Below are 17,749 nucleotides of genomic sequence, written 5' to 3' on the forward strand. Positions count from 1 at the left end.
TGGATTAGAGTTCAGCAAGGATCGCTTTTAGCAAACCTTTGAAGTCGCCTTTGACGCGCTCAGTCACTTCCACTACTTCTTCGTGGTTGAGCTCTTCTTGGAAACCAGCCGCAAAGTTGGTAATACATGAAATACCAAGAACCTTCAAGCCAGAATGCGCTGCAACAATGACTTCAGGAACCGTTGACATACCGACAGCATCTGCACCAAGAGTCTTAAACGCACGGATTTCAGCTGGAGTTTCATAGGTAGGACCAGTCACACCGATATAAACCCCATCATCCAATTTGATACCCAATTTGTCAGCTACTTTGTGGGCTGTCTCACGGTATTCAGGTGTGTAAGCTTTAGACATATCTGGGAAACGTGGACCAAAGTCATCCAAGTTTTCACCGATCAATGGGTTTTGACCAGTCATATTGATGTGGTCAGTAATAGCCATCAAGGTACCAGGACCGAAGCCGATACCACCAGCAGCGTTGGTTACTAGCACTCCTTCACATCCCAACACTTTCATGACACGAACTGGGAAAGTCACCACTTCCAATGGGTTTCCTTCGTAGAAGTGGAAACGACCTTGAAGAGCCAAAACTTTACGTCCAGCAAGATCACCATAAACCAACTTACCAGCGTGGCCGACAACTGTCGAACGTCCCCAGTTTGGAATGTCAGAGTAGTCTACTACGACTGGATTTTCGATTTCTTCAGCCAGTTCACCCAAACCTGATCCAAGGATCAAGCCAAACTCAGGCGCTTCCATTCCTTTGTCCTTCAAGAAAGCAGCTGTTTCATTGATTTTTGCTAACAATGTCATTGTGTATCTCCTTTTATTTCTTAAGTAATCTACCAATTTTGTCAAAGGTGTTAACGTTGCGAATAGTAATTTGGCGATAGAAAGGCATCTTCATCAGATGTTTGTGGTAGGCGGTTTTAGCGTAGCTTGCTTCTGAGAATTTCCCCCAAAAAACCGCTGTTTTGCCAAGGTGAAGCACTTCATCGCCTAGCTTCAAAGCAAGCAACTTTTCTTCTACGGATTCCCTATCCAAGCCCTCGGTGTAAAAGAGCACATCCTTGCGAGCCATCTCTTCTGGCCACCATTGCGGTAGGTTTGCACATTCTGCTTCATAGTCTTCACGACTCAGAAGAGAAAAGCGCTGGATGAAGGGATAGTGTTTCTCAAAGAAAGTAGACAGGCACTCTACTAACTGAGATCGAGAAAGATCTGTCGTAAAGAAGATATTGCCACTGTTGATATAGGTTTCCACTTGTTCCAATCCCAGCTCCATCAATTCTTGACGAAGTTGAGCCATGACCACTTTGTTTTTGCCGCCAACATTGATTCCTCTTACGAGGAGAGCAAAGCGCATCATCTTAAACCAATTTATCTAAGAAGCTTTCTCCGATCATGGCTTTCTCAACACCAAAGTTTTCCGCCACAGTAGCTGAGATATCCGCAAAGTGGCCAACCGGAATCACGCCATTGCCTTTGAAAGATGGGCTATAAGCCAAGAATGGGATGTATTCACGCGTATGGTCAGTACCAGCGTAGGTTGGGTCGTTACCATGGTCAGCCGTAATCATCAAGAGGTCATCTTCACGCATGGCTGCGATGATTTCAGGCAAACGCTCATCGAACTCATGCAAGCAATCGCGGTAGCCGTGAGCATTGCGACGGTGGCCGTAAAGAGCATCAAAGTCTACCAAGTTGGTAAATGAGAACCCTTCTTGGAACTCAGGAAGTCCCATGGTCTTAATCAAGGTATCCATACCGTGGCTATTTGATTTGTTGTGGCCCATATCGTGGTTGATACCAGCTCCGTTGAAGATATCGTTGATCTTACCAACTGCATAGGTATCGATACCCGCTTCGTTCAACTTATCCAAAACAGTTGGCGCAAATGGTGAAACAGCTAAGTCACGACGGTTGGCTGTACGTGTGAAGTTTCCAGGTTCCCCAACATAAGGACGAGCAATGATACGGCCTAGAAGAGCTGGACGTTCCAAAGTGATGGAACGAGCGTATTCACAGATACGGTAGAGTTCATCCAAAGGAATGATGTCTTCGTGAGCTGCGATTTGAAGAACAGGGTCTGCTGATGTATAAATGATCAACTCACCAGTTTCCATTTGACGTGGACCAAAGTCATCGATGACCGCTGTACCAGAATAAGGTTTGTTAGCTTCACGGATGACCTTACGTCCTGAGAATTCTTCAATCTTTGTAATAATTTCTTCAGGGAAACCATTCCAGAAGGTATCAAACGGTTCTGTAATGTTGAGCCCCATGATTTCCCAGTGTCCAGTCATGGTGTCTTTCCCAAGAGAGACTTCTTGTAATTTTGTCGCATAACCAGTTGGGTTGCTTTCAGCTGGCACAGTCTTCAATGGTACTTCACGAGGAATATTTCCAAGACCGATTTTCGCCATGTTTGGTACATTCAAACCGACGGTTTTAGAGATGTGTCCCAAAGTATCAGATGCTCCATCTGGAACTCCTGCATTGACAAAGTTATTGGCATCTGGTGCAGCACCGATCCCAACTGAATCCAGCACAACTAAGTGCATGCGTTTAAATTTTGACATATACTGCCTCTTTCCTTTATTAAACTAGCTATATTATACCATATCCCTATAAGAAGAGAGCCGTTATTTGATCCGAGGCTGGGACAAAAGTCCTAGCCTCTCAATTGTTTTTGGATTGTCGAGCAAGACGCAGTGGTTGAGTGGGCTCTACTACGCTGATTTCATCAGCTTTTATAGCCCTACTCAACTGTGCGGAGGTGGGACGACGAAATCGAATTCTAACGAATTACCGATTTCTGTCCCACTCTCTATTTTTCTATGATGACAGGGCCATCTGGTGTCCCTACAATCACTTTTGAAATCATGTTCAAGAATAAACCGTGCTCTACGACGCCTACGGTGTGATCCAATTCATTGGCTAGAGCTTCTGCATCCTCGATTACCTTGAGATCCAAGTCAAGGATGAAGTTGCCTTGGTCGGTGACAAAACGTTGGTCATCCGCGAGACGGAAAGCAGGATGGTAGCCTTTTTGCTCAAAATGACGGAAAAGATTTTCAGCCCCGTATTGCACTACTTCCACTGGAAGTTTGAAAGCACCAAGAGTTGCAACTTGTTTGGATTCATCCACGATCCAAATGCAATCTTTTGAATTGGTTGCGACGATTTTTTCCATGAGGAGAGCACCACCGCCACCTTTGATCCCGTTTAATTGAGGATCCACTTCATCTGCGCCATCCACTGTCACATCGACCACTTCGACATCGTCGATAGCCTTGAGCGGGATGCCTAAACTTTCAGCCTGATCATAGGTCACACTCGACGTTGTGACAGCTGTGATCTGCAGGCCTTCTTCTTTGATGCGACGACCCAATTCAGCCACAAAATAATAAGCAGTTGACCCTGTACCGAGACCGACAATCATGCCGTCTTTGACAAACTCAGCCGCTTTAATTCCTACCTGTTCTTTTAGGTTTACCATCATAGACCTCCTTTTATATTCTCTTACAGTATAGCATATTCTGTAAGAGATTTCACTAATTATTTGAAAACCTTTCCAGTTTTAGTTCTAAAAGCAAAACCTTGCCCGTCCGCTGACTTTACGATAGAATAGAGATGAATCTACAGGAAAAGAGAAATGACATGATTACTAAAGAATTTGATACCATTGCTGCCATCTCGACTCCTCTCGGTGAGGGGGCGATCGGTATCGTCCGATTGAGCGGGACAGACAGCTTTGCCATTGCGCAAAAGATCTTCAAAGGGAAAGATTTAAGCAAGGTCGCTAGCCACACCCTCAACTACGGTCATATCGTGGATCCAGATAAGGACGAGATTCTCGACGAAGTCATGGTGGGAGCCATGCGCTCGCCGAAGACCTTCACCCGTGAGGACATCATCGAGATCAATACTCACGGTGGAATTGCTGTGACCAACGAAATCCTACAATTAGTCATCCGTGAAGGTGCTCGATTAGCTGAGCCTGGTGAGTTTACCAAGCGGGCCTTTCTGAACGGTCGGGTCGATTTAACCCAAGCCGAAGCCGTCATGGACATTATCCGCGCTAAGACCGATAAGGCTATGAACATCGCTGTCAAACAGTTGGACGGATCCCTCTCTTATCTCATCAACAACACGCGCCAAGAGATCCTCAATACCCTGGCCCAGGTCGAAGTCAATATCGACTATCCTGAGTACGATGATGTCGAAGAAGCAACCACTGAGATCATCCGCGAGAAGACCAGTGAATTTGAAGCCCTCTTGACCAACCTTCTCAAGACTGCCCGTCGCGGTAAGATCTTGCGTGAAGGGATCTCTACTGCTATCATCGGTCGTCCAAACGTCGGCAAGTCTAGCCTCCTCAATAACCTCCTGCGTGAAGAAAAAGCCATCGTAACAGATATCGAAGGAACCACCCGTGACGTTATCGAGGAATACGTCAACATCAACGGGGTTCCCCTCAAACTAGTCGATACGGCCGGGATCCGGGAAACCGAAGACATCGTTGAGCAGATTGGTGTCGAACGGTCGAAAAAAGCCCTCAAGGAAGCCGATCTGGTCCTCCTCGTCCTCAATGCTAGCGAGCCCTTGACCGATCAAGACCGCCAACTCCTTGAAATCTCTCAAGACAGTAACCGCATCATTCTCCTCAATAAGGTCGACCTCCCAGAGAAGATAGAAATCGACCAACTGCCGGAAGATCATATCAAGATTTCCGTTCTGAAAAACCAAAACATCGATCAAATTGAAGACCGGATCAACGCCCTCTTCTTCGAAAATGCTGGGCTGGTTGAGCAAGATGCGACGTATCTTTCTAATGCGCGTCACATCTCACTTATCGAGAAAGCTGTTGAAAGCCTGCAAGCGGTCAACGAAGGCTTGGCCCTTGGTATGCCGGTAGACCTGCTTCAAGTCGACCTTACCCGCACCTGGGAAATTCTCGGAGAAATCACAGGGGATGCTGCTCCAGATGAGCTCATTACCCAACTCTTCAGCCAGTTCTGTCTTGGAAAATAACAAAAATGCGTATGTGTGCAAACATACGCATTATTTTTTTATTTTCCTTGTTCTAATCGCTCGACGGTTTGATACGCTTGGTAGATCAGGAAGAGACCAGTAGCATTCAAGACTGGAATCGCAATCGGCAACTCGGTCACGATTTGTGAGAAGGGTGAATTGCCAACAAAATGGAGTCCAAACCCAGCTACTAAGTATCCCCAGCCTGCTAGACGTAGATCCTTGCGTCCTCTGCTTGCTTGGACAATTAGGAAGAGCCCTAGCATGACAAGACCTGTGTATACCCAGTGAGACATGGGCGCATTGGTCACACGGCCGAGAATCCCTGACACCGTGTAAGAGAACCCTCCCGGCAGATCCTGACGGATATAGGCAAAGTCCTCCACGATCTGGAAACCAAGACCAGAGGCAATCGCCAAGAGGAAGATCGACTTGATGCGACGGACACTGAATAAATAGAGGACAAAGAAGATCGGAATCAACTTAAAGGGTTCCTCAAAGAGGGGCGCAGCGATGGCACTCTCGTACTGGTTCCAAAAGTCGCTATTTGGAGCGATCGCTTGAATCATGTCATGGAAATAGGTATTGGCAAAGCTAGACAACCAACCGGCAACAAAGCCCCCTCCTAATAAAGAAAAGAGAACCGGTACCCAAGACAACTTCCACTTCTTAGCAAAATGAAAGAGAGCCCAAACAGCAGGAAGTGCATAGACCAAAAGGATTAGGGTAGAAAGTCCCATAATCCCGTACTGGCTACCAGACATCCAGCCTTCTGTCAGTGACTGGGTCTCATAGGCTAGGCCAATCGCTAGCAAGAGTAAATAGAGAAACAAAATCGATTTGCGTTTCATAAAAGACCTTTCTAAAGTGAAATGAAAAAGGCTGGAAGCCCAGTCTTTTCCGAGTACTATCATTGTAACAGGATCAGCTTAAAAAAACAATAAATGTGGATTAGTGAGAAAAATATAAAACGTAGATGGCGACAAATTGTTGACTAAATTTAGTTACTTAATCACCAACGCTCCATTTTCCTCAGTCGCCAAGAGCTTCTCATCTTTATCATATATTTTAAGTTTTATACTGCTCGGTTTGTTTTGAGTTGCATTGTATTGCTTTACTATCTCTTCTTTTAAATCAAAAAGCGTCTTACAATAATCTTTTGGATTTATATTTGCTAAAGATAGCATATTTTCTGATACAGAGAAGACAAGGATCAAATACTCTTCATTATAATACACTTTCGCCATCTCAATTTCGCCATTGATTTGATTTTGAAGCATATAAGCAAATACTACATTAGGTTTTTCATTTCCAACCAATGAGGTAGGGGCTTGATTCATCCCTTTGACCACTGATTCTTTACTTTCCTTTGTAGAATCTTTTACATTCTGTTCAGTAGACTGCTCTTTTTTGTCTTCATTCTTCACTTCTTTTTGCGCGCACGATGACAGAAATAGCGAGAGAATGGTCATTGTTGCAAACATAGTTTTTTTCATAGATTTTCTCCTTTTATTTTTACAAGTAGAAAACGACCTGTAATTAACCAAAATTGCATAAGCTTCCTGTAAAAGATATTACAAACCTTTAATTTTATAACCTAATAGGTCATTAGATCTTTAATAGTTTAAAAAAATTTTTATCCAATATTATTCTACCATAATCACTCTTACTTCAGTACAGCTAGGATCTGGCGAATCATGTCTGGATCCCCGTCAGGCAAGGTCACCGTCTCAGCATGGTCCAAGATCCCTTGGGTAAATTGCGTCATAAACTCTTCACTATTGAGTTCATCTGCAGACTGTTGCCAGTGACTCGGTACAGGATAGATCGTCACTGTCCCATCACCGTTGGATGCATAAGTCACATGACCTTCTGCGGAAATTGGTGTAAACAACTGACGAACATCTTTAGGATAGTCAACTCCTAACCCACCAAAGTAAATTTTTGTACCAGCACTCTTTTCATTAATACTCAATTCTGTCGGTACAGACTTAATCACATAAGCCCAGACACGCGCAGCTTCGACTTGAGCAGCGGTGTAGCCTGGATAATCATTCTGATCTGCCTTCTTCGAAGACTTGACCTCGCTATCCGATCGAGTATTCCACTTCTTGGCCTTACTCGTCTTATACGTACTACTGCTATCATCTGTATCTACTTGCTCCCGATCTTTCGGCTGCTCTTTCTTGCGATAGTAGAAATTGTCATCATCGCCATAAGCTGGTGACTGACCAGCCCAGATCCGATCCTTGGACTTATCCGAAGCATCGTCTTTGCCCGCTTTCTGACCTTTTGGAAGGAGCAAGAGACCGTAGCCTCCAACACCCGACTTGGCACTGACCGTCATCTCAGCGATCTGATCCTTCTGCTTAAAGCTCGATGCATCAAGCTCAGCATCCTCGCTGACCAAGCCCTTGTCATCAAAGACCAGCTCATTGCCACGCCCATCGATCCAAGTCCCCTTGATACTCGAGTAGTCCTTAGCCTTGATGGCTTTCAAGTCCATACCAGACTGTTTCTTTTCTGAAGTGCTGGTCTGCTTGGTATCCGAACTCTTAGGCGTCACCATCCTCTGAGGACGACCACACGAAGCCAAGACCAAAGCAGAAAGCAAAATTACCAAAGCTTTTTTCATATTAATCTTCCTTCACACACCTACTATTTTAGAAAAATAAGAAAGGAGAGTCAAAGAAAAAGTGGAGTGGGTAAATAAATTAATGACATAAAAGTCTGTAAAATTATGATTTGAATTTCTAAAGAAAAAGAAGCTCAATGTATCGAGCTCCTAGACCATCATTTTTTGTTTTTCTTGTTTTGGGATCATTCTAAAGAACTCAGCTCTAAAACTAGGAAACATTGATACTATCAATCAACACATCTCATTTAGACAGCTTCCCTTATCTTTTTTTGTATTCTTCAAAACTATATCTTAAACAAATTATTTAATCTTTCTAACTCTGATACATTCATATATACTTCTACTCCAGTAACTACCCCCTTACTATAAATAATTCCACAAGAAAACACAATCCTCTTCTCACTCAAAATATTTGACAATATTACAAATGATTCCAAAACATAATCCTCTATAGTAATAAAACAATTATTTTCATCTTTAAAAAACTTTATAAATCCAATATCCTTACACCTATCACCCAAATGAAACCTAAGTGATTTTAAAAAATAATCAAAAAACACATCATTTTCCATAGAAAAAACCTTCATTTTTAAAATATTCTTTTATAACATACAAAAAATAAGTTTTGGGACCATTCGAAAGAACACAGCTCTAAAACATCAACACTCGGTCATAAGTGAACTACTCCGCAAAAGTTAGACAGAAAAAATCTAACTTTTGGGGTGCAGTTCAACTGTCAGTGTTTTCTTTTCTATCTCTGTCCCCTGCCGAAATATAAAATATGCTTAGAAAGCCTATTCTAATGGGCTTTTAGAAAATTTTGGTCTACTTTTTAACTATCTCATTTTTTGACTGACCTTCGCTTTAATACTTTTAATCCCTCATAAATTGATTAATTTTATTCTTCTTAGTTGTTCTTTACTCCGGCAATTCTACCTTCAAGCTCATATCCGTCGGTTGCAATACCTTCTGAACCGCTGCGAGGAAGGCTAAGCCGTTATCCGATGGAGAATATTGGAAGGTGATATGGACGATTTTCTTATCAAACTTATCGCCATATCTCTCCACATATTGCTTGCTTTCGAGGAAGTGAATGTAATTGTTAATTTTTTCCTGCAGAATTTCCAGATGGACTGCTTCTATCTCTTCCTCCCAGCCAACTGGATCCACCAGAAGAAGCTCTAAATGATTATCAACTATACCAATAGCGTCAAGTTCGCTAGGTTCCAGTTCTGAAACAATGGCTTTGGTGACAATTTGTCTAAATTCCTCTGCTGTGAAAAGACAACGACTATTTTCAGGATTTTTCAAAATAAAGGAAGGATGATCTTCGATGAAGAGCTTATCGGATTCATCTTGTGTATATTGCTTTTTAGATTTCCAAAAACCATATTGTGCATAATTCATCAACTCTTTACCAGTATGTTCTCCCGACATGTAACTGTCTGCAGCTTCTTTGGGGATTTCTCTAACCACTTCTGGGCAGGTAATATTAAAAGTTGGATAACGTAAAAAATACTTGTCACCGTCTTGACAGATTTCCAACATGTCTTTTTGACTTAAATAAATAGTTTCCATTTTATCACCTTTACTATTTGATAATTATCTATTAGCTAAAAAGAGAAGCCAACTATTGAAACTTTATATGAAGTTTTTTGAATCTTTTATTTATCACTATTTTATATAGGCCAGTGCCCTGTTTCAGCATAAATCATTACTTCATATGCTCCCCTAGAAGATTCAAATGCTTTATCCATCAGTTCTTTAGTAATAGGATAGCATACTTCTGGGCCCATAGCTCCTCCAACTTCTTTAAAGAAGCTAATTTCGTAATAACCATCTGTTTCATATACAACAAATCCGTCGCCTCTATGTACAATCGTATTGGAATGATTATAATCATCTAACTCATCTGCCTTTGGCCAACGATGATGTTCACAATAAAACATTACTTCTAAAGCATCTTTTTTTGATTTTGAAACACGTTTTGCTAATTCCTGGCTAATGGGAAAATTAAATACTTCTTTCCCTCTACTCCACAAAATCTGATAATCATTATTGTTTTTTAATACCGTACAATTTTTGTATTGTTGAATTTCTGTTGTCATACTATTTCTTTTTGTCTATTTCAATGGTGATACATAATCGTCTGGAAGTTTGCCTCTCCAGTCAATCCACATTTGTTCAGCAAGTGGAATTAATGCCTCAAGCTCTTCCTGAGTAAATAATTCCCAACTCTTAGGATTAGCTATTAAAGGAGTTAAGCCTTTTAATACAAATTGTTTCTCACTAGCCTTCTTTTCTTCTTCCGTCGGTGGCCAAGAATCGTGCTTAATCTTCCAAGATATTTCGAGTAGTGATCTCTCTCCACTATCTAATAGAGAGAATAATTCTTGGGGTAAATCATAGACTGCTAACCAAGAAGCCACAGTTCCCTCTTCTGAAACTAAAAAATATTTATCCTCATTTTTCCAGATGGATTTCCCATATCCTTCAACTTCTTCAAACTGGATAACATCTTCCCATTCTAGTTTTGTTGGTTTCATTTGTATTCTCCTAGTGCAAGTTATTCTCTCAACCAGATTATCATAAAATCAGGCTTCTTTTTCTCTTCCTCAATAGGCGATGCCATCTTTTACCCATTTTCTAATTTCTAACTCCAAATTAAAATAGAAATATCTTCGACCAGATTTATCAAAACAATCCTCTTTAAGAGCCTCGCATACAATTCTCAGTTTCTTCTTACTTATCTCAGAAATATATAGCATAGTAAATCCTGCAGGAGATTCAATTTGGTCGATTTTCTCACCTTCTAAATTATAAACCTCTAGTTCTGATGGAACGTCAAAATCGCTGGATGAGCGAAATATACTGAAGATACGCTGATATTTAGGGCTAAAGCGAAGATAATGTAAATGATGAAGACTAATCTGATGCTTCCCATTATGATTCCAATCTAGGGTTCCTTCTAGTAGATTTTGTTGCCCTAACAATTTTCCTTCTAAACTAAAGTAGAAAATGATTTTGCTTACAAAGTTTTCTCCACTATAGACGATAACAATGTTATCATCTTTATTATATTCCGCATGAATGATATCTGGTTGTTCTATCTTTATTACGCAACCATCCCACTCCCATATGACCATCCGTTCACCGTAAACGATTTTCATCATCCTTCTCCTACTCTAACTAAGATAAATTCGAGATGTATCGTTTGCTCAGTCATCATGGACTGCACTTCCTCGACAAGTTTATCTATCTCGTTCTGTGTGATACGAATGTGGTTGAATGCTGCCTCACAATTCTGTATACTTGGCCTATATACAGTAAAATTTCCATCAATCAACAATTCTCCCTTTGCTTTTAAAACAATACCATTTTCATAATCAAAAGTGATGATAGACCTTGTACTAGAAATTTTCATTTTACTTCCTTTTCTTATATCCCTTTTAGACTAAACTTATAGAGCACTCATAATCTTCTTAATTTGGTATTCCAACATAATAGAATTACCTTAAAAATCAATGTTACGTTTTCCACTATTATACCATACAAGAACTTTCCCCAAGATCCATCCTTGCATAAACCAACAAAAAAACACTGAAGATTCAGTGTTCTTTTCTATTTATGTCCCCTGCCGGAATCGAACCAGCAACTACTCCTTAGGAGGGAGTTGTTATATCCATTGAACTAAGGGGACCGATAAAAAAAGAAGCGAGATCACTCCCGCCTCCTTGTTCGTCTTAACGACGGATTTCTTTAATACGAGCTGCTTTACCTTGCAATGCACGAAGGTAGTACAATTTCGCACGACGTACTTTACCGTAACGTACAACTTCAATCTTTTCTACACGTGGAGTGTGTACTGGGAATGTACGTTCAACACCGACACCGTTAGAGATTTTACGAACAGTGTACATTTCAGTGTGTCCTTGACCTTTACGAGCGATAACAACGCCTTCAAAGATCTGGATACGTTCACGAGATCCTTCGACAACTTTCGCGTGTACACGAACAGTGTCACCAGGACGGAATGCAGGGATATCAGTACGAAGTTGACCTTCAGTCAAGCTTTGGATTAATGGATTCATTTTATTCTCCTATCTTCGTCAATCTTGAGGGACCTCCCTCAGCGGATAAACTGTATTTTTGTGCTTCCATTACGCACAGAAACTATCATATCAGATAATTTCAGGTTTGTAAAGCTCTTTTCTCTACTTTTTCGCAACTTTTTGTCCGGAATAAATGCTCCACTCTTTTGGTAGGCAATAGGCGATGGCGCAAGCAATGACAAAGAATGGCAGGTTGGCATAGCCAAAGACTTCTCCTCCGATCAAGATCGGTGCGAGCAAGGTCGTCGTCGCACTGCCAAAGACACTGGCATATCCGATAGCAGCCACGACTAAGACTGGAAGACCTAGCATAGGAGCAAGGAAGACTCCAAGCGTAGCTCCGATCGCAAAGAGCGGGGTCACTTCTCCCCCTTGGTATCCAGCAGAGATGGTCACTACGGTAAAGAGGAGCTTCAAGATCCAGTCATAACTCTGCGCACTGCCCTGATGAAAAGCCATATCAATCAGATTGGTTCCAAGACCACTGTATGTTCCGACCTTGGTCAGCTGGAGGGTTAAGAGGACCAAACTAAGTCCAGCCCCTATAAGCGCAATCCGGATATAAGGATTAGGTAAGACTTGAGCGACTGTTTTCTTCAACCATGAAAGGCTAACAGCAAAGAGTTTCCCAGCGAGACCAAAAGCTAGGCCAAGAAGGGCAACTTTGATCAAGGTCTCTGGTGTCCAGCTCAGCGTTTCTTTTAGTGGCACAGCAAATTTCTCCAAGCCAAGGGCATGAGAGGTGAAGCTAGCCACGATTGAGGCAATGAGCGCTGGATAGAGAGCCATCAACTGCAACTCCCCAACTGTCAAGACTTCAAGAGCAAAGAAGGTTGCTGCCAGTGGCGTCTGAAAGAGACCCGCAAAACCGGCTGCCATCCCGGTCATGAGAAAGATACGCGAAGCATCTGGAATCTTGATATGACGCGCAAAACGATGCGAAAGGGTCGCTCCGATCTGGACCGCTACGCCTTCCCGACCGACCGAACCACCAAAGAGGTGGCTCATCCAGGTCGTCAGCATGATCAAAGGTACCAAGACCAAGGGGATTCTCTCCTCACGCGCGTGTCCGACATCAAAGATGAGGCCCATCCCTTTTGAAGCCTTGCCACCAAAACGTTTATAAAGATAAACGATGACAAGCCCCGCTAAGGCTAGAAAAAGAATCAAAGGCCAATGCTGGCTACGGAAATCTCCTATCAAGAGAAGACCTTGACCAAAAATCATGTCAATGGCACCGACCAAGAGACCAATGAATAGCGCCATCCCTGTTAGGACCACATACTGTTGTGCTTTTTGCTTGATCGATAGACTAGTCACGCGCCCTCACCTCCTCTTGATAGTCTCTCGAGCGCTTCATCATATCTTGAAACTGAGCTTGAATGGTCGCACGATACTGTTCATCCGTCACGAGAGAGCCGACTTTCTCAAGTACCTCTCTTTCCCTTCCTTGATCGAGCACAGGTAAGCGCTGCTGCTCCTTATATTTTACAATCTGACCGACACAGACCATCCGTCTTTCCAGCAAGGCTACAAGCTCTTGATCGATCTGGTCAATGTCCTTACGAATCTGATCTAAATCCATGTGTCTCCTCTTTTTTTGGATATAAATCGAGGCTGTAATCCATCGATCCATCCTCTTAGTCATTAATTTGCTTTTGCTACAAGTTCTTCTGCAAAGGCTTCTAATTTTTCGATGTCTTCGTCTTCTGCAGACAAATCAACTTTGACACACTCAGAACCTTTTTCAGCACCAGTCGCAGCGAAGCAACGGTCGAAATCATCAACTGCTTTACAGAATTCATCGTAGAAGGTATCACCTGATCCTACCACACCGTAAAGTTTGCCTTTGAGATCAAGGCCAGCCAAATCTTCGTAGAAATCTTGGATCTCATCTGGAAGCTCTCCATCACCGTATGTATAAGTCGCTACCACTGCGATATCTGCTTCAAGGAAGTCCTCCGCATCCACAGTTGTACACTCATCCACATCTACTTCGACACCAAGATCACGGAATTTGTCCGCTACGATATCAGCAATTTCTTCAGTATTTCCAGTCATACTAGCAAAAACAATCTTCGCTACAGTCATAATTTCCTCCCAAAAGCTATTTCCCGTATTATACCACTTTTTCAAGCATTTTGCACGAAACCTTTCCCGATAAGCTGAAAGAAGGGACACGTTTCAAGAATTTGGACCGATTCAACCTAATCACCCTCATTTTCTTCTTGAATTGCTTTAATAGTTCAATTATTATCTGTTTTCCTTCTCCAACTCGTACTCCTCTTTAATATCTTTAATACGCTGGATTTCTTCATCTAGTTTTTTATTAAATTCAGATTCAGTCTTATATGGATATGAAAAACGGCTCCAGGTATACCACTTCAACCCATCTTTCCCTTTAAAATACCATTCAAGTTTGATCGGTAAATAATCTTGATTATAGGTGATCCGAACTTTGGAAAATTGATTCTTTTCATTTAAAACTTTGGCTTCAAAATCAGGTGTCTTCCCTTCCTTCACTAGAGATTTAGTAATCAACGATTTCGGATCTCGCTCAATAACAAAGTTTGATTTTTCGATCTCTTCTCTCGAAACTTTTAAGTTCAAAATTGCGGAAGTAATATTTCGGTATAAGTCTCTATGATACCTATCGGATGGTTTTTCGTCCGAATAACTGCCATATTTTTTCCCATTTTTTACTACTACTTGAGTTTTACTATAAGAATTATTGCTCCTCAAGTCATAGCCATTCTCAAAATAAGATCGATATAAATTTTCATCGCCCGAATCATCCACAACAATAAACCGCTGTTGTTCTAATATCGATTTTGAATTTTCTTGAATCTTGCCTCTGCGGAATGCAATGAAAACACCAGCAACAACTACTAGAGACAAAGCAACTAGAAAGACTTTCGAACTGAATCCTCTCTGTTTAATTTCTTTCATCATATCCATCACATTCTAGCAAAATATACATCCAAAGTGAAGTGTTAAACTATTCAAAAAGCTGAGACATATGTAAGCTCAGCTTTATCTCAAAACTAGGTTAATCTCCCTCATTTTCCTCTTGAATTTCTTTAATATTTTCAATTTCTTCATCCAGCTTTTTATCAAAATCAGACTTATTTTTGAAGGGATACGAATAGGTGCGCCAAGTGTACCATTTTAGTCCTTCTTCACCCTTATAGTACCACTCAATTTTTGTTGGTAGAAATTCTTTGTTGTAGGTGATACGGACTTTGGAAAACTGACTATCCTTGATAGAATATCTACCTTCAAATTCAGGCGGATGTTTTTCTTCTAATAATTTTTTATTGATGAATGAATCAGTTGAACGAGTGATTTGATAGTTGGAATCTTTTATATCTTTAATATTAATTTGGTGATTTAAAAGTGCTGAAGTGAGCTCAATATCCAAAGCTCTTTTATAATACTCCGCAGCACTATATTCCTGACTACCACCATACAATTTATTATTTTTTATTGCAGCTCCATGGTAATAAAAAAAATCTTTTTCTTTTAAATCAAAACCTGCACTGATTGATAATTTTTTATCATTATCTGAAATACTTTGAGTCTCAATATAACGTTTATTTATTAATATTGAATGAGTATCACTTATGCTCTTTGATGTACTCAGGGCTACGAGTATACTTATTATACCCGCGATCGCTAGGCTTAATGCCACTAGCATAACTTTTATATTTATTATACTCTTCCATTTTTTCTTTTTCTGACATTCCTTTTGTATTACGTTGCCATGCTTCATAGTCTTCATGTCCTCCTCCTTTTACAATATCCGCAAATTGACCTACATGAGCAGTTTTTTCATCTGTTTTACCCAAATCATTTTCATAGCGAAATAGTCTTTTTGCTTCAGTTCGAGTAGCTGGCTCAGGAGTACCATCCACATCAAGCATTCCATGTTTTCCTTGATAAATTCCCGAAACATCCGTATTATTACCTTTTGAAGGGCCGTAATTAAATGATTCCGTGTTAGCAATTTCCCTTAATTCATCTTTAAAATAATTATTTGGATTAGAATCATAGCGACCATTTGCTAGCTTGTGATTATCATAGGCATCCCATTGACTGTCAAACTCGCCGGTATCCAAATTCACAATAAATTCCACCATCCGGGCATTGTTCAAATCTTTTCCTTTAGCTGAATTGCCCTGAGGGACTTGAACTTTCATATTATAGGGACGTTTGAAGCCATCTTTTGGATTAAAGCGGTTATGGTAGTTAGAGCCGGTTGTGTAATCAAATTCAATATTATTTTCTTTACCATATGCTAACAGTTTTTCGTAATCATTTGCGCCTTCGTAATGATTGCGAATATAGTAAATTGCTTGGCGATCCAGATAATAACGGAAAAAATGAACTTGCTGTCGCAATGCTATTTCTTTTTGACTAATTTTCTTAAGTTCTTCTTTACGTTCTTTATCAGTAAGTTTTTCACCGCTCAATGAATTAAGATGTTTATCACCGAATGCTTTTACAACATCACGTCTGAAATACATGTTGAAATCACCATGTGGTGGTAGATTCTCTGAAATCTTATGCGTTTTGCTTGTCAAATGCATAAACTGATTATCATCCGTTTCTGCACCTAATTGCTTAAGAACCAGTTCTACTTTTGCTTTTGAATCTAGTTTACTACTAGCATACATTTCTGTATAGATATCTGATCCAATCTCCTTGGTTTCTGCATACAAAGCATCTCTCCTTGCATTTAACTCACTGCCTGTCTTGGCATCAGCAGTTCTTTTTGAAACGCCTTTAACATAACCTTTGATGGCATCCTTATCCCAGCCATCTATTTCTTTAAGGTTCACTGATTGTTCACGTAATCCCGTAAGAAATTGGTTATATTCAAACGCTGTTACATCCTTTGGTTTCTTTGGCAAATATTCATTTTCAAACTCTTTATTCTTAATCGTTTCATTTACGAGATCAGACCAGGATAAATCCTTTGGAATAGAATACATTCCAGTATTTGGATTCCACGCTACGTTAATTTGATTGACAGCTATTTGAATAGCTTGGGCTAAAACATCAATTTCCCAGAAGATACTTGGCGATGTCGCATTAAATGCTCTGAGTTTATTTAATTTTTCTTGTAGTTTGTTTCTAGCAGCCTGAAAAATACCATTTAATACATTTAATCCTTGAATCCTCTGTAATCTCTGCAACCGTTGAAAATCTCCAGCACTAGTCGATTTACTAGCAGCAATTTCATTGATCTCTGCATGAAAGATAGCAATCATCCGATCACACTGTTCAATATCAGAAACCAACTTTTCTTCCTGTAAGTCCTCGTCAGCCACCTCCGAGCGATAGGATGCTGGAAGCTTCTTCACACTTTCTTGTGTAGCTTCTGCTAAAGCTACACCGGCCTCCTTCAATGGCTGGACAACACTTGTCACAAAGCTTCTAAAAGAGTCGTAAGCTTGGCCAGACAAGCGCGAGGCAGAATTTTCTATTTGAGTTAATGATGTTTCTAGTGATTCATAAGCTTTCAATTGTTGCTCAATCATAGTACCTGTGCTACTAGCTTGGCTATCCAAACTACCGCGATAAACTTCAATTCCCATCGTCACACTCCTCTTCAATCATTAATTTTTTCCGTTCATGATAGATATCATTTAAATCATCTTCGACTTTTCTTTTTTGAATAGCTAATTCATCCAGCTCTTCTAAATAACTATTTGAAATTTTTCGCGATTCATGAAGAAATCCCTCTTGAAGTTGGTCAAAAAAATTTCTAGAGGAAGGATAGGATTCAAATGCATCCCATAAATAACGGTGCGCATCAGAGCTATAGCCCTCAAAGCGGTTCAACTCATCTTCCAGATTTCTTTTTTCTCTTACAATTTCTCTTTCTTTTTGGGAAAGTTGGTCTTCTTGTATTCTTAATTCCGATAGTTGTTGATCGTGATTCATCTTCCTACTCTT

Annotated in this window: 22 protein-coding genes and 1 tRNA gene; 1 reads left to right on the forward strand and 22 read right to left on the reverse strand. The window is 40.7% G+C overall.

Annotation, left to right across the window (positions count from 1 at the left end):
- Positions 1-4 precede the first annotated feature (4 nt).
- From SM123_RS06210 to rpiA, 4 genes are all read right to left on the reverse strand, one after another.
- Entirely contained in the window at positions 5-814 is an 810-nt protein-coding gene (locus tag SM123_RS06210; RefSeq protein ID WP_320909232.1) for a purine-nucleoside phosphorylase, read from the reverse strand.
- 13 nt (positions 815-827) lie between these two features.
- Positions 828-1,370: a DUF1697 domain-containing protein gene (locus SM123_RS06215; protein WP_320909233.1), complete on the reverse strand. Its 543-nt coding sequence runs from the start codon at positions 1,368-1,370 to the stop codon at positions 828-830.
- Between the two features lies 1 nt (position 1,371).
- On the reverse strand, positions 1,372-2,583 hold the full coding sequence (locus SM123_RS06220; protein ID WP_129824785.1) for a phosphopentomutase: 1,212 nt from the start codon (positions 2,581-2,583) through the stop codon (positions 1,372-1,374).
- A gap of 248 nt (positions 2,584-2,831) precedes the next feature.
- The gene (gene rpiA / locus SM123_RS06225; RefSeq protein ID WP_247913680.1) at positions 2,832-3,503 is read right to left on the reverse strand and encodes a ribose-5-phosphate isomerase RpiA; all 672 of its coding nucleotides are present in this window, start codon (positions 3,501-3,503) and stop codon (positions 2,832-2,834) included.
- Positions 3,504-3,664: 161 nt separating this feature from the next.
- Between rpiA and mnmE the strand changes: the two genes are divergently transcribed.
- Positions 3,665-5,038, forward strand: a complete 1,374-nt coding sequence (gene mnmE / locus SM123_RS06230) for a tRNA uridine-5-carboxymethylaminomethyl(34) synthesis GTPase MnmE (RefSeq protein ID WP_320909234.1) — start codon at positions 3,665-3,667, stop codon at positions 5,036-5,038.
- Positions 5,039-5,076: 38 nt separating this feature from the next.
- Here the strand turns inward: mnmE and SM123_RS06235 are convergent, their stop codons facing one another.
- From SM123_RS06235 to SM123_RS06320, 18 genes are all read right to left on the reverse strand, one after another.
- Positions 5,077-5,889, reverse strand: a complete 813-nt coding sequence (locus SM123_RS06235; protein ID WP_320909235.1) for a PrsW family glutamic-type intramembrane protease — start codon at positions 5,887-5,889, stop codon at positions 5,077-5,079.
- A gap of 153 nt (positions 5,890-6,042) precedes the next feature.
- Positions 6,043-6,534 (reverse strand): hypothetical protein, encoded by a 492-nt coding sequence (locus tag SM123_RS06240; RefSeq protein ID WP_049513773.1) that lies wholly within the window; start codon positions 6,532-6,534, stop codon positions 6,043-6,045.
- Between the two features lie 170 nt (positions 6,535-6,704).
- Positions 6,705-7,673, reverse strand: a complete 969-nt coding sequence (locus SM123_RS06245) for a DUF6287 domain-containing protein (RefSeq protein WP_320909236.1) — start codon at positions 7,671-7,673, stop codon at positions 6,705-6,707.
- 287 nt (positions 7,674-7,960) lie between these two features.
- Positions 7,961-8,248 carry a hypothetical protein gene (locus SM123_RS06250; RefSeq protein ID WP_320909237.1) on the reverse strand — a complete coding sequence of 96 codons (288 nt, stop codon included), beginning with the start codon at positions 8,246-8,248 and terminating at the stop codon, positions 7,961-7,963.
- Positions 8,249-8,594: 346 nt separating this feature from the next.
- Positions 8,595-9,254, reverse strand: a complete 660-nt coding sequence (locus tag SM123_RS06255; protein ID WP_320909238.1) for a DUF6572 domain-containing protein — start codon at positions 9,252-9,254, stop codon at positions 8,595-8,597.
- A 101-nt stretch (positions 9,255-9,355) separates the two neighbouring features.
- Complete coding sequence (locus SM123_RS06260) at positions 9,356-9,784, reverse strand: hypothetical protein (protein WP_320909239.1); 429 nt, start codon at positions 9,782-9,784, stop codon at positions 9,356-9,358.
- A gap of 15 nt (positions 9,785-9,799) precedes the next feature.
- The gene (locus SM123_RS06265) at positions 9,800-10,222 is read right to left on the reverse strand and encodes a hypothetical protein (RefSeq protein WP_320909240.1); all 423 of its coding nucleotides are present in this window, start codon (positions 10,220-10,222) and stop codon (positions 9,800-9,802) included.
- A gap of 69 nt (positions 10,223-10,291) precedes the next feature.
- The gene (locus SM123_RS06270; protein ID WP_320910000.1) at positions 10,292-10,846 is read right to left on the reverse strand and encodes a hypothetical protein; all 555 of its coding nucleotides are present in this window, start codon (positions 10,844-10,846) and stop codon (positions 10,292-10,294) included.
- Positions 10,846-11,100 (reverse strand): hypothetical protein, encoded by a 255-nt coding sequence (locus SM123_RS06275; RefSeq protein WP_320909241.1) that lies wholly within the window; start codon positions 11,098-11,100, stop codon positions 10,846-10,848. The genes SM123_RS06270 and SM123_RS06275 overlap by 1 nt, the downstream gene beginning before the upstream one ends.
- A 204-nt stretch (positions 11,101-11,304) precedes the next feature.
- Positions 11,305-11,376 (reverse strand) — tRNA-Arg (locus SM123_RS06280).
- A 43-nt stretch (positions 11,377-11,419) separates the two neighbouring features.
- Positions 11,420-11,767 carry a 50S ribosomal protein L19 gene (gene rplS / locus SM123_RS06285; protein ID WP_003003254.1) on the reverse strand — a complete coding sequence of 116 codons (348 nt, stop codon included), beginning with the start codon at positions 11,765-11,767 and terminating at the stop codon, positions 11,420-11,422.
- Between the two features lie 123 nt (positions 11,768-11,890).
- Positions 11,891-13,054 carry a chloride channel protein gene (locus SM123_RS06290; protein ID WP_320910001.1) on the reverse strand — a complete coding sequence of 388 codons (1,164 nt, stop codon included), beginning with the start codon at positions 13,052-13,054 and terminating at the stop codon, positions 11,891-11,893.
- Positions 13,055-13,100: 46 nt separating this feature from the next.
- Positions 13,101-13,373 (reverse strand): chorismate mutase, encoded by a 273-nt coding sequence (locus tag SM123_RS06295; protein ID WP_320909242.1) that lies wholly within the window; start codon positions 13,371-13,373, stop codon positions 13,101-13,103.
- Positions 13,374-13,435: 62 nt separating this feature from the next.
- The gene (locus tag SM123_RS06300; protein WP_009730912.1) at positions 13,436-13,879 is read right to left on the reverse strand and encodes a flavodoxin; all 444 of its coding nucleotides are present in this window, start codon (positions 13,877-13,879) and stop codon (positions 13,436-13,438) included.
- Between the two features lie 162 nt (positions 13,880-14,041).
- Positions 14,042-14,740, reverse strand: coding sequence for a hypothetical protein (locus SM123_RS06305; RefSeq protein ID WP_229099228.1), 699 nt, complete (start codon positions 14,738-14,740; stop codon positions 14,042-14,044).
- Between the two features lie 97 nt (positions 14,741-14,837).
- Positions 14,838-15,485 carry a hypothetical protein gene (locus tag SM123_RS06310; protein WP_013903472.1) on the reverse strand — a complete coding sequence of 216 codons (648 nt, stop codon included), beginning with the start codon at positions 15,483-15,485 and terminating at the stop codon, positions 14,838-14,840.
- A complete protein-coding gene (locus SM123_RS06315; RefSeq protein WP_320909243.1) occupies positions 15,406-17,388 on the reverse strand; it encodes a DUF3114 domain-containing protein in 1,983 nt (660 codons plus the stop codon). The genes SM123_RS06310 and SM123_RS06315 overlap by 80 nt, the downstream gene beginning before the upstream one ends.
- The gene (locus tag SM123_RS06320) at positions 17,378-17,737 is read right to left on the reverse strand and encodes a DUF3958 family protein (protein ID WP_320909244.1); all 360 of its coding nucleotides are present in this window, start codon (positions 17,735-17,737) and stop codon (positions 17,378-17,380) included. Before SM123_RS06320 ends, SM123_RS06315 begins: the two co-directional genes overlap by 11 nt.
- Positions 17,738-17,749 lie beyond the last annotated feature (12 nt).

Source organism: Streptococcus sp. S5, assembly GCF_034134805.1.
GTDB classification, from domain to species: Bacteria; Bacillota; Bacilli; order Lactobacillales; family Streptococcaceae; genus Streptococcus; species Streptococcus lingualis.